Source organism: Streptomyces sp. NPDC034111 (assembly GCF_055575375.1).
The window spans coordinates 153,002-174,309 of the sequence record NZ_JBVIST010000018.1 but is presented as its reverse complement, the minus strand read 5'-3'; the positions used below and the strand labels follow the sequence as shown (position 1 = coordinate 174,309).

Genomic DNA, 21,308 nt, shown 5'->3' with positions numbered 1-21,308 from the left:
ACGCCCGGTTACATTCCGAACCCGGAAGCTAAGCCTTTCAGCGCCGATGGTACTGCAGGGGGGACCCTGTGGGAGAGTAGGACGCCGCCGAACAATTCTTCAGCTCCGGTCTTTGAACCCCTTGTGGTTCAGGGACCGGAGCTTTTTTGTTCTGATTTTCGGGAAGAGCCCCACGCCATTCGGTGTGGGGCTCTTTTGCGTTCCGGGTGATGGGTAGCGCTAGCGCCCCGATACGGGGAGGGAGTCTTGTCATTTGCTGGTCTTGGGGGGAGGAAGAGTGACCCCACTACCTCGTGCAGCTGTTCTGCCCACGTTGAAGAGCGCGTGGATGGGGTGCACTCGTCAGCTGGTTGTGTGTGGCGGGGGTGGGTGGGGCTGTTGGATGAGTCGATGCTCTTTGGCTTGAGCTGTGTCTGTGCCTGTGGCCGTGTCCTTGTGGGCCAGTGCAGTGTCGTTGTCGCCATGCCTTCACACGAGCGACGGGGGCGGGGCGCCTCTCGGTATTCCTCCGGCCGTATTACAGACGGCCGGAGGACTTCAGGGTGAGGTAGGCGTCGGCCAGGTCGGGGGCCAGGCGGGCTGGGGTGGAGTCGATGACGGTGATGCCGTGGTGGCGGAGGCGGTCCGCGGTGCGGCGGCGGGCGGCGCGGGTCTGCTCCGCGGCTGCCGCGGCGTAGACGGCCTGGGGGGTGTGGCGGCCTGCGGCCATTTCCTCGATGCGAGGGTCGGCGACGGCGGCGACGATGAGTTCGTTGCGCTGGGTGAGGCTGGGGAGGACGGGCAGGAGGACCTCCTCGACGGGGGCCGCGTCCAGTCCGGTGAAGAGCACGATCAAGGACCGGCGCGAGGTGCGGCGGTGGATCGTGGCGGCCAGGCCGCGGGCGTCTGCCTCGACAAGTTCGGGTTCGAGTGGTGCGAGCGCGTCGGTCAGGTCCGGGAGGACGTCACGGGCGGCGCGGCCTTGTACGGAGGCGCGTACCCGGCGGTCGTAGGCGAGCAGGTCGACACGGTCGCCGGCGCGGGCGGCGAGGGCGCCGAGCAGCAGCGCGGCGTCCATGGAGGCGTCGAGACGGGGGATGTCGCCTACGCGGCCGGCGGAGGTGCGGCCGGTTTCCAGGACGAGCAGGATGCGGCGGTCGCGTTCGGGGCGCCAGGTGCGGACGGCGAGGTCCTGCCGGCGGGCCGTGGCGCGCCAGTCGATGGAGCGGGTGTCGTCGCCGGGGGTGTAGTCGCGGAGGCTGTCGAATTCGGTGCCCTCACCGCGCGTCAGGATGCTGGTGCGGCCGTCGAGTTCGCGGAGCCGGGCGAGCTTGGCGGGGAGGTGCTTGCGGCTGGTGAAGGGCGGGAGCACGCGGAGCGTCCACGGGACGTGGTGGTTTCCCTGACGGGCTGCCAGGCCGAGGGGGCCGTAGGAGCGGACCGTGACGCGGACGGCGTGGTGGTCGCCGCGGCGGGTGGGGTGGAGCGTGGTGGTGAGGCGGCGGCGTTCGGCGGCGGGGATGCGGACGGTGTGGCGTGAGGCGGGGATGTCGGTGCCGGGCCGGAAGGAGCTCGGGGGCCAGGCGTCGCGGATCTGGGCGCGCAGGGTGCGGCGGCTCGGGTTGGTGAGGGTGAGGTGCGTGTGGGCTTCACCCGTTAGTCGAACAGATGTGTCACCGGTTCGGGTGAAATGAAGCGTTCGCACTGGCGCGGCGAGCGCGAGATCGCACAAGATTGCTATCAGCAAGGCAAGTTGGACGGTGAGGATGCCGAGCCAGCTGGGCAGCACGAAGCCGACGAAGAGAGCTCCGAGTGCGGAGATGAGGGCGGTGCGTCCGGTGAGGGCCACGGTGTCGTCTCAGCGGGGGACGGGGAGATGAGCGAGCACGGCATTGATCACGGAGTCCGCGGTGACTCCTTCCATCTCCGCTTCGGGGCGGAGCTGGATGCGGTGGCGGAGCGTGGGAAGAGCAAGGGCCTTGACGTCGTCGGGGGTTACATAGTCGCGGCCGGTGAGCCAGGCCCAGGCGCGTGAGGTCGAGAGCAGTGCGGTGGCGCCTCGGGGGGAGACGCCGAGAGAGAGCGAGGGGGATTCACGGGTGGCACGGCAGATATCGACGATATAGCCGGTGACTTCGGGGGATACCGAGGTCTTGGCGACTGCGTCGCGGGCTGCGTCGAGGTCGGCGGTGGAGGCGACGGGGCGCAGTCCGGCGGCATTCAGGTCGCGGGGGCTGAAGCCGGCCGCATGGCGGGTGAGGATGTCTATCTCGTCGTGGCGGGCTGGGAGAGGCACTGTCAGCTTCAGCAGGAAGCGGTCGAGTTGGGCCTCGGGCAGTGGATAGGTGCCTTCGTACTCCACGGGGTTCTGGGTGGCGGCCACCAGGAACGGTTCGGGGAGGGGACGGGCGGTGCCGTCGACGGTCACCTGACGCTCTTCCATCGCTTCGAGCAGAGACGCCTGCGTCTTGGGAGGCGTGCGGTTGATTTCGTCGGCGAGCAGCAGGTTGGTGAAGACGGGCCCGGGCTGGAAGGAGAACTCCGCGCTGCGGGCGTCGTAGACCAATGAGCCGGTGACATCGCTCGGCATCAGGTCGGGGGTGAACTGGACGCGCTTGGTGTCGAGTTCGAGGGCCGCCGACAGGGCGCGTACGAGCAGAGTCTTCGCCACGCCGGGGGCGCCTTCGAGGAGCACATGACCGCGGCAGAGGAGGGCGACGACCAGGCCGGTGACGGCGGGGTCCTGGCCTACGACGGCCTTGGCTATCTCGGTGCGCAGGTCCTCGAGGGAGGCTCGGGCGCTGTCAGCGGTCGGGGTGCTCACGGGGGGCGTGCCTCTCTTGGGAAACGATCGAGGATTCGAGTGCGTCGAGGTGGTCGGCCAGCTGGACCAGGGCCCGGTCGTCCGCGGGAGCCGGGCCGAAGAGCAGGGCTTGGAGGCCTGATCCGGCGTCAGGGGCGGCGGTCAAGTGGGCCTGGATGGCGGGGAGAAGAGTGTCGGGGGTGTGGGCGTGCGTGGGGGACACGCCGATGAGTGGGGCGAGGCGGGTGCGGGTGGCGGCGCGCAGTACGGCTGCGGCCCGGTCGCGGGCGTGGGCCTGTTCGTAGAGACGTGCGTGGCCCTCGGTGGTCTCGGCGGCGGGAACGGTGACGGGGAGCCTTTCGGGTACCAGGGGGCCGAGTCGGCGGGCGCGCCAGAGCGCTGCGAGGACCGTGGCGAAGGCGAGTTGGAGCAGGGCCCAGAGCCAGCCGGAAGGAACGAGGTCGAGGAGGCCGCGCTGGTCGTCCTGGGCGGAGGACGGGTCGCTCACGGAAGGGAGGTACCAGACCAGATGTTCACGGGAGCCGAGGAGTTGAAGGGCCAGCGAGGCGTTGCCGTGCTCGGCGAGGTGCTGGTTGTAGAGGAGATCGGGGGAGCCGAGGAGTACGGTGTCGCGGCCGGTGGCCAGGGCCGGCAGCCGCAGCAGGGTCGGCCTGCCGCCGCTGGGGTAGCAGCGGTCGGCGCCGTCGGCGGGCGTTGCGTAACGCAGGCCGCCGAGGAGGGCGTTGCCGGCGCGGCGGGCGTCGGGCAGGGAACAGGCGGGCCGCAGGGCGGAGTTGCCGACCGGGGGCTCCAGGTGGACGTTCGGGGCGAAGGTGCCGAGGGCCGGCGAGCCGGGGGCGAGCAGAACGGTGCGTCCGGGGGTGTGTGCGGTCGCGGTGTGCAGACCCGTCAGCTGGTCCTTGGTCAGGACGTTGGGATCGGTGATGAGCAGGGTGGTGTCGGGGCCGGCCGCGGCGGCGGCCTCCTCGGAGCTGGTCACGACCTGTGTGGTGACGCCGTGGTCGGCGAGGAGTTGGGCGAGCGCGCGGCTTCCGGACCGGTCCGCCGAGCGGGGGTCGAGCCGGCCGCGCTGCTCACCGGATTGCAGGGCCGCGAGGACGACTCCGCTGACGACGAGCAGGAGGAGCGCGAGCAGAGGGCCGCGGGACCGGGCCCACAGGTGTCGCGTGGCCGGGGAGAGTGCGGCGGCGTTCGAGGTGGCCGTGGTCATCCGCGGCTCCTGGTCGGGGAGGTGGCCAGGGTGGGCTTGGCGCGCTGGAGATCGGCGTCGAGGCCGGCCAGGAGGGTGTACGCCGGTTCCGTGCCGGGGCGGCCGCCGTATGTGACGTCGTCGAAGGTACGGGCGGCGGTGCGCAGTTGGTCGGCGTATGGCGGCAGGGCCCGGCCGGCTTCGGTGGCCGCTTCGTCGGCGGTGCGGCCCGGGCCGGGGGTGAGCAGGGCGCGTTCCTCGAGGGCGAGGACGAGGGCCCGCATCCGGTCCTGGATGGCCTGGCTCCACCGGCCCGCGGCGGCGTGCCGGTCGGCTGCCGCGCGGTGTTCCGCGGCGGTGCGCGGGGCGTCGGCGAAGAGCGCGCCGCGGGTGGTCGGGGTGCGGCGTACGGCGCCGAGCCGGAGCCGGAGGGCGACGAGCAGCAGCAGGACGAACGCCACGATGGCGAGGAGTCCGATCCAGCCGCCCGGTGTGGTGCCGGCGGCCGCGTGGAACAGCGCGTCGAGGCGGTCCCAGAGCCAGTCGAGGGCGCGCTGGACCGGGTTGGGGTCGTGCTGGTGGTACCGGGGGTCGGACAGCTCGCGCTCCGCCGCCTCGTGGGCGGGCAGGCGAGGAGTCCGCACCGGTATGTCGTCGTCGGAACGCGCGAGGAGTGGTCCGAGCGTTGCCATGTTCCCCCCTGTGGTCACCGCATCAGCTTCCCGGTGCGGCGTCGCTGGGGCGCGATCCGGAGTCGTCGGCGGGTGTCGTCCCGGCGGGCGGGTCAGCGGGCGGTGCGTCTTCCGTCCGCTCAGATTCGGCAGGCGCCTCTTCGGCCGGCGCGGAGTGGGCCGGCGCGGCGTGGGCCGGGGCTTCGGTGCCGTAGCCGGGGAGGCCGGCGGCGCGGGCCAGTTCGAGGTCGAGGGCCTCGCGGCGGATGCGCTGGTCCATGTAGAGGAGCGCGGTGACGCCGGCGCTGATCGGGAAGGTGATGGTGGAGCTGATGACTGCGCCGATGCCCAGCACGGTCAGGAACGACCAGTCGGTGCTGTCGCTGGCGCCGCTGGCCCAGTCCATGAGGCTCTCGCCATCGATGAGGAAGGCGATGAGGGTGGCTGGGATCTGGACGATGAACTCGACGATGCCGATCAGTACGTAGGCGAGCAGCTGGGCGCCCAGCACCCGCCACCAGGAGCCCCGTACGAGCTTGGCGGAGCGGCGCATCGAGGCGATGACGCCCTGCTTCTCCAGCATCAGCGCGGGAGAGGCCAGGCTGAAGCGGACCCACAGCCAGAGGCTTGCCACGGCGGCGAGCAGTCCGCCGAACAGGGCGAGCATCAGGCCCGTGTCGAGCGAGCCCGTAGCGACGAGGAGGAGGCCGGGAGCCACCCCGACCGCGAATATCGCGGTGATGAGCGCCGGCAGCAGAACGAGCAGACCGAGCAGGCGGGGGAGCTGGCCGCGGGCGTCGCGCCAGGCCTCCCCGGGCGTCACCGAGCGGCCCAGGACCGCGCGGCTGACGACCATGGTGAGCAGCCCGGTGGCGATGATCGTGGCGAGCAGCCCGATCACCGAGGTGAGGGCGCTGCCGGCCAGCGAAGAGCTGACCTGGCGCATGGTTTCGCGGAGCGGGGGGACGTTGCCGCTGGACACGGAGGGTGTGCGGCCGGCGCTCTGGAACCACAGTCCGGTGACGACGGTGACCGCGGTCTGCGAGACGGCCGCGACGACCAACGAGATGCCGAGGACGGTGCGCCAGTGGGCGCGCATGGTGGCGACCGCGCCGTCGAGGATCTCGCCGATGGCGAGCGGGCGCAGCGGGATGACGCCGGGCTTGGCGGCCTGCGGTACCGCGGCCCAGCTGCCGCCCCACGGGGGCTGCTGGCCGCCGGGGCCCGGCCGGTGGCCCCAGCCGGGCCCGGCCGGGGCGGACGAGGCGGCGCGGGTGCGGTCGCCGGGGTTCTGGCCGCCGCGCCCATGGGGGCCGCTCTGGCTGGGGATGCCGGCGGGGGCCGACCAGTGGCCGGCGGGCGGCTGTTCCTTGGACCAGTTCGGCGGGGACGGCTGCTCGGTGGTGCCGGCCTCGGGGGTGGAGGGCTCGGTGGGCTGCTCCTGTGTGCCGCGGGCCGGCTCGTCGGAGGGCGTGGATCCGGGCGAGGCCCAGCCCGGAGAGTTGTTCATCGTCGCTCCTTCTTGCTGCCCGTCCGCCGGGGCGGCGGGGATCCGGGGTCCGCGGTGCCAGTCATCGTGTCATGGCGTCCGGCGTTGTCCACCCGTGCCCTGAAGGTGAGGGGACCTTCTGCTCGAAGGGCTGTGGGCGGCAGACTGAATGAATGGGCGATCACTACGAGGTATCCGAGGCGGGCGCCGGGGCGCTCGCAATCCCGTCGTTGCGCTGGGAGGAGCTGCCTGAGGGACCCGTACTGGTTCTCCTCGACCAGACCCGGCTGCCGGCCGAGGAGGTCGAGCTGGTCTGTACGGACGTGCCGGCGCTGGTGCAGGCGATCCGGTCGCTGGCGGTACGCGGGGCGCCGCTGCTGGGTATCGCGGGTGCGTACGGTGTCGCGCTGGCTGCGGTGCGGGGCTTCGATGTGGATGAGGCGGCGGAGGTGCTGGCGCAGGCCCGGCCGACCGCGGTCAATCTGGGGTACGGCGTGCGCCGGGCGGCCGGCGCGTATCGCGCGGCGGTGGCCGACGGGGCCGATGTCCAGGCGGCTGCTGCGGCGGCGCTGGCCGAGGCGAGGGCCGTGCATGCGGAGGACATCGCCGCGAGCGCGCGGATGGCGGAGCACGGTCTGGCGTTGCTGGGTGAGCTGCTGCCGGGCGGTGGCCATCGGATTCTCACGCACTGCAATACGGGGGCGCTGGTGTCCGGGGGCGAGGGCACCGCCCTGGCGGTGGCGCTGGCGGCGCATCGGGCCGGTGAGCTGCGCCGGCTGTGGGTGGATGAGACGCGGCCCCTGTTGCAGGGGGCGCGGCTGACCGCTTACGAGGCGGCGCGGGCGGGCATGGCGTACACCGTGCTGTCGGACGGTGCGGCGGGGTCGCTGTTCGCCGGGGGAGAGGTGGATGCCGTGCTGATCGGTGCGGACCGGATCGCGGCGGACGGGTCGGTCGCCAACAAGGTGGGCAGCTATCCACTGGCGGTGCTGGCGCGATACCACCGTGTGCCGTTCGTGGTGGTGGCGCCGACCAGCACGGTGGATCTGGAGACCGCGCAGGGGGCGGACATCGAGGTGGAGCAGCGTCCGGGGCAGGAAGTGACGGAATTCTCGTTGCCGTCCGCGGAGGGGGCCGGAGGGCCGGCGGCCGTCGGCATACCGGTGGCTCCGTTGGGCGCACAGGCCTATAACCCGGCCTTCGACGTCACCCCGCCGGAGCTGGTGACGGCGATCGTGACGGAGGCGGGTGTGGTCTCCCCGGTGACCCGCGAAACGCTTGCCGGCATGTGTTCCACGTCACGTTGGAGTAAGTCACGATCAGGTAATGGGATGATGGCCGAATGAAGGGACGCGTCCTGGTCGTCGACGACGACACCGCACTGGCAGAGATGCTCGGCATCGTGCTGCGTGGCGAAGGCTTTGAACCGTCGTTCGTGTCGGACGGTGACAAAGCCCTTGCCGCCTTCCGTGAAACCAAGCCCGATCTTGTCCTGCTCGATCTGATGCTGCCCGGTCGGGACGGCATCGAGGTGTGCCGGCTGATCCGGGCGGAGTCCGGTGTGCCGATCGTGATGCTGACCGCCAAGAGCGACACGGTGGATGTGGTGGTCGGGCTCGAGTCGGGTGCGGACGACTACATCGTCAAGCCGTTCAAGCCCAAGGAGCTGGTGGCCCGGATCCGGGCGCGGCTGCGGCGTTCGGAGGAGCCGGCGCCCGAGCAGCTGGCGATCGGTGACCTGGTCATCGATGTGGCGGGCCACTCCGTCAAGCGCGACGGACAGTCGATCGCGCTGACCCCGCTGGAGTTCGATCTGCTGGTGGCGCTGGCGCGCAAGCCGTGGCAGGTCTTCACGCGTGAGGTGCTGCTCGAGCAGGTCTGGGGCTATCGGCACGCCGCCGATACCCGCCTGGTCAATGTCCATGTCCAGCGGCTGCGCTCCAAGGTCGAGCGGGATCCGGAGCGTCCGGAGATCGTGGTGACCGTACGCGGTGTCGGCTACAAGGCCGGGCCCAGCTGAGATGGTCCGGGACGGTTCGGCCCCGGAGGGAAAGCGGGGGCGCACCGTCGGACCGACGGGTGATATGTCCTTTTCGGGAAAGTTGTGGGCCTGGTTGCTGCGCGGTGGGCAGTTGCTTCCCGATGGCGCGGTGAGCGGCCCGGTCCACCCCCTGCTGCGGCTCTTCAGTCGCTGGGTGCGCCGGCCCCTGCTGCCCGCCCTGCGCCTGTGGCGCCGCAACATCCAGCTGCGCGTGGTGGCGACCACGCTGCTGATGTCGCTCGCCGTGGTGCTGCTGCTCGGTGTCGTGGTCGTCGGACAGGTCCGTAACGGCCTGCTCACGGCCAAGGCGCAGGCCGCCCAGAGCCAGGCCGTGGGCGGCTTCAGCGTTGCCCAGAAGATGGCCGACGGCGCCGACGACACCCGTACCGATGACACCGCCCGCACCGGGAACCGCGGCACCCAGGACTCCGCGACCTGGCTGACCGGCCTGGTCGAACAGCTCGCCAGTGGTGGCCAGGGCGTCTTCTCCGTCGTGGCGCTCAGCTCCGACTCAGACGAGCCGTTCGGCGACTCCAGCCCCGGAACCCGCGGACCGCGCGCCTCCGGCGATGTCGATCCCGAGCGGAGCGTGCCCGCCGACCTGCGACGGAAGCTGGAGTCCAAGTCCGGCACGTTCCGCCAGTACACCCAGATCAAGCGCATCGGGTCGGACGACGGTGTGTCGGCGCTGATCATCGGCAAGCGGCTCAACGACGTCAACAGCAACCAGTACCAGCTCTACTACCTGTTCCCGTTCACCCAGGAAGATGAGTCCCTCAAGCTTGTGACGGGGACGCTCGCGACGGCCGGGGTGTTCGTCGTGATCCTGCTCGGCGCGATCGCCTGGCTGGTGGTGCGGCAGGTCGTCACGCCCGTACGGATGGCCGCCGGGATCTCCGAGCGGCTGGCCGCCGGCCTCCTCCAGGAGCGGATGAAGGTCACCGGCGAGGACGACATCGCCCGGCTCGGCGAGTCCTTCAACAAGATGGCGCAGAACCTCCAGGTCAAGATCCAGCAGCTGGAGGAGCTGTCCCGGATGCAGCGCCGGTTCGTCTCCGATGTCTCGCACGAGCTGCGTACGCCGCTGACGACCGTACGGATGGCGGCCGATGTCATCCATGACGCGCGGGACGAGTTCGACCCCGCCACGGCGCGCTCCGCCGAGCTGCTGCGCGGCCAGCTCGACCGCTTCGAATCGCTCCTCGCCGAGCTGCTGGAAATCAGCCGCTTCGACGCGGGCGCGGCCGCGCTGGAGGCCGAGCCGATAGACCTGCGGGACGTGGTGCACCGCGTCATCGAGGGCGCCGAACCGCTCGCCGAGCGCAAGGGCAGCCGCATCCTGGTGCGCGGCGCCGAGCAGCCCGTCATAGCCGAGGCCGACCCCCGTCGCGTGGAGCGGGTGCTGCGCAACCTCGTCGTCAACGCCGTCGAGCACGGCGAGGGCCGCGATGTGGTGGTGCGGCTGGCGTCCGCGGGCAGCCGCAGCGGCGGCGCGGTGGCCGTGGCCGTGCGGGACTACGGCGTCGGACTCAAGCCCGGCGAGGCCACCCGGGTCTTCAACCGCTTCTGGCGCGCCGACCCGGCCCGGGCCCGTACGACCGGAGGCACCGGCCTGGGCCTGTCCATCGCCGTCGAGGACGCCCGGCTGCACGGCGGCTGGCTCCAGGCCTGGGGCGAGCCCGGCGGCGGCTCGCAGTTCCGGCTGACCCTGCCGCGTACGGCCGGCGAGCCGCTGCGCGGGTCCCCGATACCCCTGGAGCCGGAGGACTCACGGCGCAACCGCGGGCTCGACGAGAGCGGACAGCCGCGCGCCGGGGCCGGCCGCAAGGCGTCGACGATCCCGGTGCAGGCGCGTGCCTCACAGGCCGGTGGTGCAGAATCGCTCGCCACGGAGCCGCGCGGGGCGGCCCGGCCGGCCGCCGATCCCGCGGCGCTGCCCGGCAACGGCTCCCGTGTGGTGCCGCAGGGCGACGGCGTACGGAGCGAAGCGGCGGAGCGCGAGGAGAGCGCACGCGCCGGTGGGGCGGCTCGTGCGGACGGGGCCGGGGACGAGGCCGGCCGGGGCGTGGATGCGGAAGGCGAGCTGCGTGGACACTGAGCGCGCAAACGGGCGCGGGGCGGGGCCGAGGTCCCGCACGGGCGCCCGTAAGGGAACCGGACCGGCCCGGAAGATGCTGCTCCTCGGCTGCGCGGCGGCGCTGCTGGCCGGATGCGCATCGATGCCGGACAGCGGGGAGGTCACGTCCGTCGACCCGTCGCCGCGCTCCGAAGGCGAATCACAGGTACGGGTCTACGGCGTGCCCCCGCAGGACGGCGCCCAGCCGACCAACATCGTGCGCAGCTTCCTCGACGCGACGACCAGCGACGAGGCGGACTTCCGCACGGCCACCCAGTACCTGGCCAAATCGGCGAAGCGGACCTGGCGGCCGTTCCAGGTGACCAAGGTGCTCCAGGAACGCCCCAAGCCCGAGCCGAAGATGCAGCCCAACCGCGAGGACGCGCACGGCTATACGGTCACGCTCTCCGGCAGCCAGGTGGCGTCGGTGGACGACCACCACGCGTACACCCCCGAGGAGAAGCCGTACCGCCAGTCGATCCACCTCATCAAGGAGGGCGGCCAGTGGCGCATCGACCGGCTGCCCAACGGACTGGTGCTGGGACTGTCCGACTTCCAGCGCATCTACCGCTCCGTCAACAAGTACTACTTCGCGTCCTACAACTCGGAGTCGGAGGACCCGAAGGCGAGCCGGAACGTGCTGGTGGCCGATCCGGTCTATCTGCGGCAGCGGATAAAACCGATCACGGCCAGCGTGGAGGCGCTGCTGTCCGGGCCCACCGACTGGCTGAACCAGGTGACGACGTCGGAGTTCCCGCGCGGCACCCGGCTCGCCGCGCATGATCTGGCGCTGGACGACTCCAACGCGCTGCGGGTCAAGCTCAGCAAGGAGGCGGTCAACACCGACACCGCCCAGTGCAAGCGGATGGCGGCTCAGCTCTTCTTCACCGTCCAGGACAAGACCCGCGCTTCGAAGATCAGCGACGTGGAGCTCCAGGACAGCGGCGGCAACTCGCTGTGCACGCTCTCCCAGGAGCAGGCCGAACGGGACTTCGCCCCCTTGCCGCGGGGCGGCCGCTCCGCCGGCGAGTACTTCATAGCCGCCGACCACAAGGTCGTCTCCCTGTCGGACTCGGCGACCGAACCGACGCCGGTGGGCGGCCCGTTCGGCACCGGCAGGACCCCGCTGCGCTCGGTCGCGATCTCCCGTGCGGAGACCGCCGCGGCCGGGGTGTCCAGTGACGGCCGGTCGCTGTATGTGGCCGCATTGGAGGACGGTACCGAGCGTGGCGGTCCGCTGCTGACCAGCGGCGGCTCGGCGAAGAACCCCGATGAGGGGCTGACCGCGCCGAGCTGGGACGGCCTGGGCGATCTGTGGATCGCGGACCGCTCCGCGCAGGGTTCGCGGCTGCTGCGGATGCGCGAGGGCAAGGGCGACCCCGAGGAGGTCGCGGTGCCGGGTCTCGGCGGGCGGCGGATCAAGGCGATCAAGGTGGCCGCGGACGGTATCCGGATCGCGGTCCTGGTGGAGGACAAGGGGCGTACGACGCTCCAGCTCGGCCGGGTCGAGCGGGACGGCAGCTCGGCGCACCCGGAGCTGTCGGTGCAGGAACTGCGGCCGATCGCACCGCAGTTGGAGGATGTCGTGGCCGCGTCCTGGGCGGGCGGCAGCCGGCTGGTGGTCGTCGGGCGGGAGTCCGGCGGGGTGCAGCAGATGCAGTTCATGGAGACCGACGGCTCGGCGTCCAATGTGCAGACCCTGCCCGGCGTCAACGGCGTCAAGGCGGTCGCGGCCTCGGAGGACGACACCAGGCCGCTGATCGCCGATGCCACCGAGGGCATTGTGCGGCTGCCTCTGGACGCGAACTGGAAGACGGTGGCGAAGGACGGGACGGCGCCGGTTTATCCGGGGTGAGGGTGCCGGGCCCGTCCTCGGGTGAGGTGCGGGCCCGTTCCCGGGCGAGGTGGCGGTCTGTGACCGTGTGAGGTGCCCGTCCGTGCCGGATGCGGCGGGCGGTGCGCGTTCGGGGGCTTCTCGGGGCTTCCCGGGGCTGCGGGGGTGGGCCGGGACGTGCCCGATGTCCAAAGGTCCCAAGCGACCGTCGACGGGCTACACGGCGTCGACGGCGTCCCCAGCCCCTTGGCGACGGCGTGACGATCCGCCGCGCCGCACCATGATCCGCGTGATCCGCGGAGTTATCCACAGGGGTGGTGGCCGCCCGTGCCCGGCGGCACAGTGGAGTCATGCAGGGGGTGTGGCGCGAACTGGCCGGTCTGGTGCTGCCGGTCGCGTGTGCGGGGTGTGGCCGGCCGCGTACGGAGCTGTGTGCGGGCTGTCGCCGGGCGCTGGCGCGGGACGGGCGTGGGGCGCGGCGGGTGCGGCCACGGCCGGGGCCGCCGGGGCTGCCCCGGGTGTGGGCGGGTGCGCCGTACGCCGACGAGGTGCGGGCGGTGCTGCTGGCGCACAAGGAGCGGGGTGCGCTGCGGCTGGCCGGGCCGCTCGGTGCGGTGCTGGCCGGGGCGGTACGGGGCCTGCGGCCCGGCGGCGGGCCGCTGCTGCTCGTGCCGGTGCCGTCGGCCCGGAGATCGGTGGCAGGGCGGGGCCATGACCCGGTGCGCAGGATCGCGCTGGCCGCGGCCGCCGAACTGCGCAGGACAGGGGTGGGGGAGGGGGTGGGGGCCCGGGTCCTCACCGCACTGCGGCAGCGCCGCGCCGTGGCCGACCAGGCGGGCCTGAGCGCTCGGCAGAGGCTGGCGAATGTGGCCGGCGCACTGGACGTACGGGGTGGGGCCGGGAGGATGCTGACGGGGCCGCCAGTGGTGCTGGTGGACGATCTGGTGACGACGGGGGCGACGCTCGCCGAGGCGGCGCGGGCGGTGACGGCGGCCGGCGGGCGGGTGCTCGGTGCGGCCGTGGTGGCAGCGCCCGAAAATGCCTTCAGATCCGATGTGAATCGCCCGGCCGGCCGGGGAAGGCGGTACCTGCCGGACGCGTAGCCGAGGAGGAAAAATCACCCGAACGGAGCCGACGGCTCCAAGGGGGTGCCGACATCCGTCCAGGAGAGCTATGTTCGGTTGTGAGGACTTGGCGGACGTTTTGCCTCGGGATGTCGCGATAAATGCGTTCAGGGGCGTTTTCGGCGACCCTGAAAACGGGGGAGTGGAGATCTCGTCGTTGGGGGAGGAGGAGGTGAAAGTCGCCAAGTCCGAGGCTTCGGCAATCCCCGAAGCCTGGTGCAAGAAGGAATTGCCCCGCTCATCGGGCGGAGCGATCCGGGAACGGAGTTCTGCGTGGACATCGTCGTCAAGGGCCGCAAGACCGAGGTGCCCGAGCGGTTCCGCAAGCACGTGGCCGAGAAGCTGAAGCTGGACAAAGTCCAGAAGCTCGACGCCAAGGTGATCAGCCTGGACGTCGAGGTGTCCAAGGAGCCCAACCCGCGGCAGGCCGACCGTTCCGACCGGGTGGAGATCACGCTCCGCTCCCGTGGCCCGGTGGTCCGGGCCGAGGCGGCCGCAGCCGACCCGTATGCCGCTCTGGACCTGGCAACCGCCAAGCTGGAGGCGCGGCTGCGGAAGCAGCACGACAAGCGGTTCTCGCGTCGCGGCAACGGCCGCATCCCGGCGAGCGAAGTCGCTGTCAGCGTGCCCGACGCCGCGAGCCTGAACACCAACGGCGAACTCGCCACCGAAGCCGAACAGAAGGTGCCGACCACGAGGATGGGGTCGATCGACGTCCAGGGTGAAGGGCCCCTCGTCGTCCGGGAGAAGACCCACTCGGCCGCGCCGATGTCGCTCGACCAGGCGCTCAACGAGATGGAGTTGGTCGGACACGACTTCTATCTCTTCGTCGACGCCGACACCAAGCTGCCAAGTGTCGTCTACCGGCGGCACGCATACGACTACGGCGTCATCCACTTGAACCCCGATTCGTTCGGGGAGGAGGAGCCCGGCGGCGCAGGCGGCGCGCTGGGTGGCTGAACCCCAACCGCTCGGTGCCCCCGGCGTACGCCGGGGGCACCATCGTGCCCGGAGAAAGCAGGAGTTGAAGCCGTATAGTGTTTGTGCCAGCCAGGGAGTACGGGGACACGAAACGGTGACGCGCCGGGGAGACGGTCGTATGGCATTGATCGGGCTGGCCGCAGGGGGCTGTTGTCAACCAGCCTTATTTCCAAGCTCTGGCCTTTCGGCGGAGTAGTTGACGGGGAGGTTCAATGGGGGACACTTTCGGGCCCGTGCGCGGTGACGCGGACGACGGCGACAGTGGCGGCGGGGGCGATGACCGCGCCGTGAGCATGCCGCGCAAGGAGCCGATCCGGGTCCTTGTCGTGGATGACCACGCGCTTTTCCGGAGAGGCCTGGAGATCGTCCTGGCCCAGGAAGAGGACATCCAGGTCGTCGGCGAGGCGGGGGACGGCGCGGAGGCGGTCGACAAGGCCGCGGATCTGCTGCCCGACATCGTGCTGATGGACGTACGGATGCCCAAGCGCGGTGGTATCGAGGCGTGCACCTCCATCAAGGAGGTGGCTCCCAGCGCGAAGATCATCATGCTGACGATCAGCGACGAAGAGGCCGATCTCTACGACGCGATCAAGGCCGGGGCCACCGGTTACCTCCTCAAGGAGATCTCCACCGACGAAGTGGCGACCGCGATCCGTGCCGTCGCGGACGGCCAGTCGCAGATCAGCCCGTCGATGGCGTCGAAGCTCCTGACGGAGTTCAAGTCGATGATCCAGCGCACGGACGAGCGCAGGCTGGTGCCGGCGCCCCGGCTCACCGACCGTGAGCTGGAGGTCCTCAAGCTGGTCGCCACCGGCATGAACAACCGCGATATCGCCAAGGAACTCTTCATCTCCGAGAACACGGTGAAGAACCACGTCCGCAACATCCTGGAGAAGCTGCAACTGCACTCCCGGATGGAGGCCGTTGTCTATGCGATGCGGGAGAAGATCCTCGAGATCCGCTGAGCGGCCGGACGGCGTGCGTCCGGCCGCTTCGCGCCGTCAGGCCGGTGCGGGCTGCCGGGTGAGCTCGGTGCGCAGGGCGGCGGCCAGGGCCGGATCGTCGCAGCGCTCCACGCGGACGGCGTCGCAGCCCACCCAGGCCGCGGCCTCCAGGAGCGCCTGGGCCATCGGGGCGACGGCCGCGGTGTCCTGCATCGAGACCTGGCGGGCGACGAGGGTGGTGCCCTCGCGGGCCGGGTCGCACCGGCCCCTCAGCCGGCCGCCGGCCAGCAGCGGCATCGCGAAGTAGCCGTGGATCCGCCGGGGGCGGGGGACATAGGCCTCCAGGCGGTGGGTGAAGCCGAAGATCCGTTCCGTGCGGGGGCGGTCCCAGATCAGGGAGTCGAAGGGCGAGAGCAGGGTCGTACGGTGCCGGCCGCGGGGCGCGGTGGCGAGCGCGGCGGGGTCGGCCCAGGCGGGCTTTCCCCAGCCCTCGACCTCGACCGGGACCAGCCCGGAGTCGGCGACGACGGCATCGACCTGCTCGCCCTTGAGACGGTGGTAGTCCGCCAGATCTGCGCGGGTGGCCACTCCCAGGGCGGCCCCGGCCTGGGCGACCAGACGGCGCAGGCACTCGGCGTCGTCCAGGTCGTCGTGCAGCAGCGCGCTCGGCACGGCGCGTTCGGCGAGGTCGTACACCCGTTTCCAGGCGCGGCGCTGTGTGACGACGACGTCGCCGGTGTCCAGCAGCCACTCCACCGCGATCTTGGTCTCGGACCAGTCCCACCACTCACCGCCCTTGCGTCCGCCGCCCAGCTCGGTGGTGGTCAGCGGGCCGTCGGCCTTCAGCCGGTCCAGGACGGCGGCGCAGGAGCGTTCGGAGTCCTGCATGACGTGCCAGCGGTGGCCCTTGGCGCGCCGGGCGCGGCGGCGGAAGGCGAAGTGCGGCCACTCCTCGATGGGCAGGATGCAGGCGGCGTGCGACCAGTATTCAAAGCTGTGCGCCTCGGTCCAGTAGGCGGCCTCGACGGCCGGGCGGCCGATGGCGCCGAGGCGGGCGTAGGGGACCAGTTCATGGGAGCGGGCCAGCACCGAGATCGTGTCCAGCTGTACCGCGCCCAGATGCCGCAGGACCCCGCGCACCCCGGCCCGCCGGTCGGGGGCGCCCAGCAGGCCCTGGGCCCGCAGCGCCAGGCGGCGGGCCTCGTCGCGGGACAGGCTGGTCACGGGCTTCGGCAAGGACGGTGGCTGCGTCACGGCGGTCATGCGGGAAAGCGTAGGGGCGGCCACTGACAACGCCCCGGCCCCGGCCGGCCCGGGGCGCACGGTGCGCGGCGGCTCAGCCGGTGTACGGCAGATACGGCGTGGCGTCCGGCAGCGGCAGCCCCGTGGGGCCGGGCGCACCGGGCTGCGGGTCCTCGGCCAGGTCGTAGGGGAGCAGCGAGCCGATCCAGGTGTCCCGGCGGGTGCCGTTGTGGAGCAGCCGGGCGCGCAGGGTGCCCTCCCTCTGGAAGCCGAGTGCGCGGGCGACGGCCCAGGAGCCCTCGTTGCCGGCCTCGGCCAGCCACTCCATGCGCTCCACGCCCAGGTCGCGGAACGCCCAGCGCAGCACCGCGCGGCCCGCCTCGACGGTGTACCCCCGGCCGCGCTGCTCCTTCGCCGTCCAGTAGCCCAGTTCGGCCTGCCGTTCGGGGGTGCGCAGCCGGTCGAGGCGGACCAGGCCCATCGCGCCTATCAGGGAGCCGTCCGCCCGGGAGACGACGGCGAAGTTGTAGCCCGTGTCGTCGCGCCAGCCCTCGGGGACGATCGTGCCGACGAACCGCTCGGCGTCCTGGCGGCTGTACGGCGAGGGGACGCTCGTCCAGCGCGGGATCTCGGGGTCCTGGCAGGCGGCGTGGACGGCGGGCGCGTCGGCGGGCTCGAAGGGGCGCAGCACCAGACGCTCGGTGGTGAGGGTGACGGGCTTCATGGGCCGAGTCTGCAAGTTTGCGGAAAGCGTGGCGAAGGGTTTTCCGTGGAGGGTATCCGGCGGGATTCCCGGCGCCGTCCCGGCACCTTCTCGCGGCCTCGTGCGTTCACGTGGAGAGGGGATGGCGGGGTTCGCGGCGGCGGACCTCCCGGCCCGGCGGCGTCCTCCCTTACGATGGCCGTTGCGGCGGGGCCTGCCCCCTTGGAAAAATGCCGCGCCCGCGCACTCGACCGTGCAGGCCCGACCGGCAAGGAGACCAGCCCAAGTGTCCGTCTTGACGAAGATCATGCGTGCAGGCGAAGGAAAGATCCTGCGCAAGCTGCACCGCATCGCGGGCCAGGTGAACTCCATCGAAGAGGATTTCGCGGCCCTGTCCGACGCTGAGCTGCGGGCGCTCACGGACGAGTACAAGGAGCGGTACGCGGACGGCGAGAGCCTTGACGACCTGCTGCCCGAGGCGTTCGCGACGGTCCGTGAGGCCGCCAAGCGGGTGCTCGGCCAGCGTCACTACGACGTTCAGCTGATGGGCGGCGCGGCCCTCCATCTGGGGTACGTCGCCGAGATGAAGACCGGTGAGGGCAAGACCCTGGTCGGTACCCTCCCGACGTATCTGAACGCGCTGTCCGGCAAGGGCGTCCACCTGATCACGGTCAATGACTACCTGGCCGAGCGCGACTCCGAGATGATGGGCCGGGTCCACAAGTTCCTGGGCCTGACCGTCGGTTGCATCCTCGCCGACATGACGCCCGCCCAGCGCCGCGAGCAGTACAACTGCGACATCACGTACGGCACGAACAACGAGTTCGGCTTCGACTATCTGCGTGACAACATGGCCTGGTCGCAGGACGAACTCGTCCAGCGGGGCCACAACTTCGCGGTCGTCGACGAGGTCGACTCGATCCTCGTGGACGAGGCCCGTACGCCGCTGATCATCTCCGGCCCGGCGGACTCGGCGACCAAGTGGTACGGCGACTTCGCCAAGTTGGTGCAGCGCCTGAAGCGGGGCGAGGCGGCCAATCCGCAGCGTGGCATCGAGGAGACCGGCGACTACGACGTCGACGAGAAGAAGCGCACGGTCGGCATCCATGAGTCCGGTGTCAGCAAGGTCGAGGACTGGCTGGGCATCGACAATCTGTACGAGTCGGTCAACACGCCGCTCGTCGGTTACCTCAACAACGCGATCAAGGCCAAGGAGCTGTTCAAGAACGACAAGGACTACGTCGTCATCGACGGCGAAGTCATGATCGTCGACGAGCACACCGGCCGTATCCTCGCCGGCCGCCGCTACAACGAGGGCATGCACCAGGCCATCGAGGCGAAGGAGGGGGTGGAGATCAAGGACGAGAACCAGACCCTCGCCACGATCACCCTCCAGAACTTCTTCCGCCTCTACGACAAGCTCTCCGGCATGACTGGTACGGCCATGACCGAGGCCGCCGAGTTCCACCAGATCTACAAGCTCGGCGTCGTCCCGATCCCGACGAACCGCCCGATGGTCCGCAAGGACCAGGCCGACCTGATCTACCGCACCGAGACCGCGAAGTTCGACGCGGTGGTCGAGGACATCGTCGAGAAGCACGGCAAGGGCCAGCCGATCCTGGTCGGCACGACGTCCGTGGAGAAGTCCGAGTACCTCTCCCAGCAGCTCAACAAGCGCGGTGTGCCGCACGAGGTCCTCAACGCCAAGCAGCACGACCGGGAGGCGTCGATCGTCGCCCAGGCCGGCCGCAAGGGCTCCGTCACGGTCGCCACCAACATGGCCGGCCGCGGTACCGACATCAAGCTCGGCGGCAACCCCGACGACCTCGCCGAGGCGGAGCTGCGCCAGATGGGCCTGGACCCGGTCGAGCACGTCGAGGAGTGGGCGGCCGCGCTGCCCGCCGCCCTGGAGCGTGCCGAGGCCGCGGTCAAGGCGGAGTTCGAGGAGGTCAAGGAGCTCGGCGGGCTGTATGTGCTCGGCACCGAGCGCCATGAGTCGCGCCGGATCGACAACCAGCTGCGCGGCCGCTCCGGCCGTCAGGGTGACCCCGGCGAGTCGCGGTTCTACCTCTCCCTGGGTGACGACCTGATGCGGCTGTTCAAGGCCCAGATGGTCGAGCGGGTCATGGCGATGGCCAATGTGCCCGACGACGTCCCGATCGAGAACAAGATGGTGACCCGGGCGATCGCCTCCGCCCAGTCGCAGGTCGAGCAGCAGAACTTCGAGACGCGGAAGAACGTCCTGAAGTACGACGAGGTGCTCAACCGCCAGCGTGAGGTCATCTACGGCGAGCGCCGGCGCGTCCTGAAGGGCGAGGACCTTCAGGAGCAGATCAAGCACTTCATGGACGACACCATCGACGCCTACATCCAGGCCGAGACCGTCGAGGGCTTCGCCGAGGAGTGGGACCTGGACCGGCTGTGGGGCGCGTTCAAGCAGCTCTACCCGGTCAAGGTGACCGTCGCGGAGCTGGAGGACGAGGCCGGCGACCGCGCGGGCATCACCGCCGAGTTCATCGCCGAGGCCGTCAAGGACGACATCCACGAGCAGTACGCCGCCCGTGAGGAGCAGCTCGGCTCGGACATCATGCGCGAGCTGGAGCGCCGGGTCGTGCTGTCCGTCTTGGACCGCAAGTGGCGTGAGCACCTCTACGAGATGGACTACCTCCAGGAGGGCATCGGCCTGCGGGCGATGGCCCAGAAGGACCCGCTGGTCGAGTACCAGCGCGAGGGCTTCGACATGTTCACCGCGATGATGGAGGGCATCAAGGAGGAGTCCGTCGGCTACCTGTTCAACCTGGAGGTCCAGGTCGAGCAGCAGGTCGAGGAGGTCCCGGTGCAGGAGGCCGCGGAGGCGCCCTCGCTGGAGAAGGGTGTGCCGGAGGTGGTGCCGGCCGGCCGTCCCGAGATCCACGCCAAGGGCCTGGAGGCGCCGCAGCGGCCCGACCGTCTGCACTTCACCGCACCCAAGGTGGACGGCGACGGCAGCGTCATCGAGGGCGACTTCATCAGCGACGAGGAGGCCGGTACGCCGGCCCGCTCCGAGGCGGACGGGCTGACCCGCGCGGAGCGCCGCAAGGCCCAGAAGAGCGCGGGTCGTCGCCGCAAGAAGTGAGCAGTGAGCGGTGACGCGGCCCCGGTACGGGATGCCGGGGCCGCGTAACGGAGGGCGCCCCGGCCGGAGTACGGCCGGGGCGCCGCTGTGTCCGGGGTCATGAGGCCGGGCTCCAGGCGGCCGGGGCCGGGCCGATGTCGAGCGCGGCGCAGCGCCAGCGGGAGTCGGCGCCCAGCTCCAGCCGGAAGGCGAGGGCGCGCAGCCGCTCCCCGGCCACGATCCGGGCGAACGCCTCGATGACCCCGCGGCGCGGGCGGCACAGCCCGCATTCGCGCACGGTCGGGAGCGGGCCGCGCCGCCCCGGTGCGAGGAAGGGCCGCAGCGGGGCCTGTGGGGCCAGCTCCGCCAGCCGGTCGTAAGCGGCGGGCAGTGCGTGCCCGAGCAGCGCGTGGACGGGCCGCTGCCCGCTGAGGGTGAGCACCAGCTGATGGGCGAACCAGAGGTGCGGCCGGCTCTCCTGTGCCCGGCGCTGTGCGCCGGCGGTCGGCAGCGGGCCGCGGGTGGGGCCCGCCGTGCGGCCGGGGCGCGGGCCGCTCCGGGAGGGGCCTCGGCCCGCCGCGCCGGGGCCGTTGCCGGCGGGGCCCTGGGGGCGGCGGCCGGCGGGCGCCCGCCGGGGCCGGGGCACGGTCGGAGCCGCGGCTGTCTGCCCGGTGGTGGGCGGTGTGGTGGAGGGTGCGGCGGGCTGTGCGGCGGGGCGCACGGGGCCGGTGGCCGTGGCCGTGTGCGCGCCCGCCGCGGTGGCCGTGGCCGGGCCCGTCGTCGTGTGTGCCGTGGTGCGCGTCGTGCTGGTGTGGTCGCCGGTCATGGTGGTGATCGCCCCCGTGGTGCGGGCCCGTGGATTACTGGGCGGTAGCTTTTTGGTGGGGAACTTCGTATCGGCGCACCGGGGGCGGCGGCAAGGCGCAGAGCGGCCGGGACCGGGGCTCCGCGGAGTTCACCCGTCCGTGGCGCGGGGCCGGGATGGAGCCTCAGGAGCGGGCTGCGGCAGGGGCCCTGGGCGGGCGGTGCGGCGGGCTTGGGGGCGGCACGATGGGGGACGCACGCCCGTATGCTGGC

Annotated in this window: 16 protein-coding genes and 1 rRNA gene; 9 read left to right on the top strand and 8 right to left on the bottom strand. The window is 71.5% G+C overall.

Features of this window, described 5'->3' with window-relative positions:
- Nucleotides 1–93, top strand: a 5S ribosomal RNA gene (gene rrf / locus ACZ55A_RS30230); the annotation flags it as partial.
- A gap of 424 nt (nt 94–517) precedes the next feature.
- Here the strand turns inward: rrf and ACZ55A_RS30225 are convergent.
- The 5 genes from ACZ55A_RS30225 to ACZ55A_RS30205 are packed head-to-tail and all read right to left on the bottom strand — an operon-like array spanning nt 518 to nt 6,173.
- The gene (locus ACZ55A_RS30225) at nt 518–1,828 is read right to left on the bottom strand and encodes a DUF58 domain-containing protein (RefSeq protein WP_468846625.1); all 1,311 of its coding nucleotides are present in this window, start codon (nt 1,826–1,828) and stop codon (nt 518–520) included.
- Nucleotides 1,829–1,837: 9 nt separating this feature from the next.
- Nucleotides 1,838–2,803: an AAA family ATPase gene (locus ACZ55A_RS30220; RefSeq protein ID WP_468846622.1), complete on the bottom strand. Its 966-nt coding sequence runs from the start codon at nt 2,801–2,803 to the stop codon at nt 1,838–1,840.
- Complete coding sequence (locus ACZ55A_RS30215) at nt 2,784–4,013, bottom strand: DUF4350 domain-containing protein (RefSeq protein WP_468846620.1); 1,230 nt, start codon at nt 4,011–4,013, stop codon at nt 2,784–2,786. The genes ACZ55A_RS30220 and ACZ55A_RS30215 overlap by 20 nt, the downstream gene beginning before the upstream one ends.
- Complete coding sequence (locus tag ACZ55A_RS30210) at nt 4,010–4,684, bottom strand: DUF4129 domain-containing protein (protein ID WP_468846617.1); 675 nt, start codon at nt 4,682–4,684, stop codon at nt 4,010–4,012. The genes ACZ55A_RS30215 and ACZ55A_RS30210 overlap by 4 nt, the downstream gene beginning before the upstream one ends.
- A gap of 22 nt (nt 4,685–4,706) precedes the next feature.
- Nucleotides 4,707–6,173, bottom strand: coding sequence for a DUF7847 domain-containing protein (locus ACZ55A_RS30205; protein ID WP_468846615.1), 1,467 nt, complete (start codon nt 6,171–6,173; stop codon nt 4,707–4,709).
- A 152-nt stretch (nt 6,174–6,325) separates the two neighbouring features.
- On the opposite strand from ACZ55A_RS30205, the gene mtnA reads away from it, so the two are divergent.
- The 7 genes from mtnA (at nt 6,326) to ACZ55A_RS30170 (ending at nt 15,213) form a co-directional block, all read left to right on the top strand.
- Nucleotides 6,326–7,498 (top strand): S-methyl-5-thioribose-1-phosphate isomerase, encoded by a 1,173-nt coding sequence (mtnA, locus tag ACZ55A_RS30200; RefSeq protein WP_468846612.1) that lies wholly within the window; start codon nt 6,326–6,328, stop codon nt 7,496–7,498.
- Nucleotides 7,495–8,172, top strand: a complete 678-nt coding sequence (gene mtrA / locus ACZ55A_RS30195) for a two-component system response regulator MtrA (protein WP_030416996.1) — start codon at nt 7,495–7,497, stop codon at nt 8,170–8,172. The genes mtnA and mtrA overlap by 4 nt, the downstream gene beginning before the upstream one ends.
- Before the next feature lies 1 nt (nt 8,173).
- Complete coding sequence (gene mtrB, locus ACZ55A_RS30190) at nt 8,174–10,291, top strand: MtrAB system histidine kinase MtrB (protein ID WP_468846609.1); 2,118 nt, start codon at nt 8,174–8,176, stop codon at nt 10,289–10,291.
- Nucleotides 10,263–12,164 carry an LpqB family beta-propeller domain-containing protein gene (locus tag ACZ55A_RS30185; protein ID WP_468846606.1) on the top strand — a complete coding sequence of 634 codons (1,902 nt, stop codon included), beginning with the start codon at nt 10,263–10,265 and terminating at the stop codon, nt 12,162–12,164. Before mtrB ends, ACZ55A_RS30185 begins: the two co-directional genes overlap by 29 nt.
- Nucleotides 12,165–12,493: 329 nt before the next feature.
- On the top strand, nt 12,494–13,246 hold the full coding sequence (locus tag ACZ55A_RS30180; protein ID WP_468846604.1) for a ComF family protein: 753 nt from the start codon (nt 12,494–12,496) through the stop codon (nt 13,244–13,246).
- Nucleotides 13,247–13,540: 294 nt separating this feature from the next.
- Nucleotides 13,541–14,227 (top strand): ribosome hibernation-promoting factor, HPF/YfiA family, encoded by a 687-nt coding sequence (hpf, locus tag ACZ55A_RS30175; RefSeq protein WP_468846602.1) that lies wholly within the window; start codon nt 13,541–13,543, stop codon nt 14,225–14,227.
- A 233-nt stretch (nt 14,228–14,460) separates the two neighbouring features.
- Nucleotides 14,461–15,213, top strand: coding sequence for a response regulator (locus tag ACZ55A_RS30170; RefSeq protein ID WP_468846600.1), 753 nt, complete (start codon nt 14,461–14,463; stop codon nt 15,211–15,213).
- Between the two features lie 36 nt (nt 15,214–15,249).
- Here the strand turns inward: ACZ55A_RS30170 and ACZ55A_RS30165 are convergent, their stop codons facing one another.
- Both ACZ55A_RS30165 and ACZ55A_RS30160 read right to left on the bottom strand, forming a co-directional pair.
- Entirely contained in the window at nt 15,250–16,455 is a 1,206-nt protein-coding gene (locus tag ACZ55A_RS30165; protein ID WP_468846597.1) for a winged helix-turn-helix domain-containing protein, read from the bottom strand.
- Between the two features lie 73 nt (nt 16,456–16,528).
- Nucleotides 16,529–17,158, bottom strand: a complete 630-nt coding sequence (locus ACZ55A_RS30160; RefSeq protein ID WP_468846594.1) for a GNAT family N-acetyltransferase — start codon at nt 17,156–17,158, stop codon at nt 16,529–16,531.
- Nucleotides 17,159–17,423: 265 nt separating this feature from the next.
- Between ACZ55A_RS30160 and secA the strand changes: the two genes are divergently transcribed.
- Nucleotides 17,424–20,252 carry a preprotein translocase subunit SecA gene (gene secA / locus ACZ55A_RS30155; protein ID WP_468846591.1) on the top strand — a complete coding sequence of 943 codons (2,829 nt, stop codon included), beginning with the start codon at nt 17,424–17,426 and terminating at the stop codon, nt 20,250–20,252.
- 97 nt (nt 20,253–20,349) lie between these two features.
- Here secA and ACZ55A_RS30150 read toward each other — a convergent pair whose 3' ends face one another.
- On the bottom strand, nt 20,350–21,057 hold the full coding sequence (locus ACZ55A_RS30150; protein ID WP_468846588.1) for an Rv3235 family protein: 708 nt from the start codon (nt 21,055–21,057) through the stop codon (nt 20,350–20,352).
- Nucleotides 21,058–21,308 lie beyond the last annotated feature (251 nt).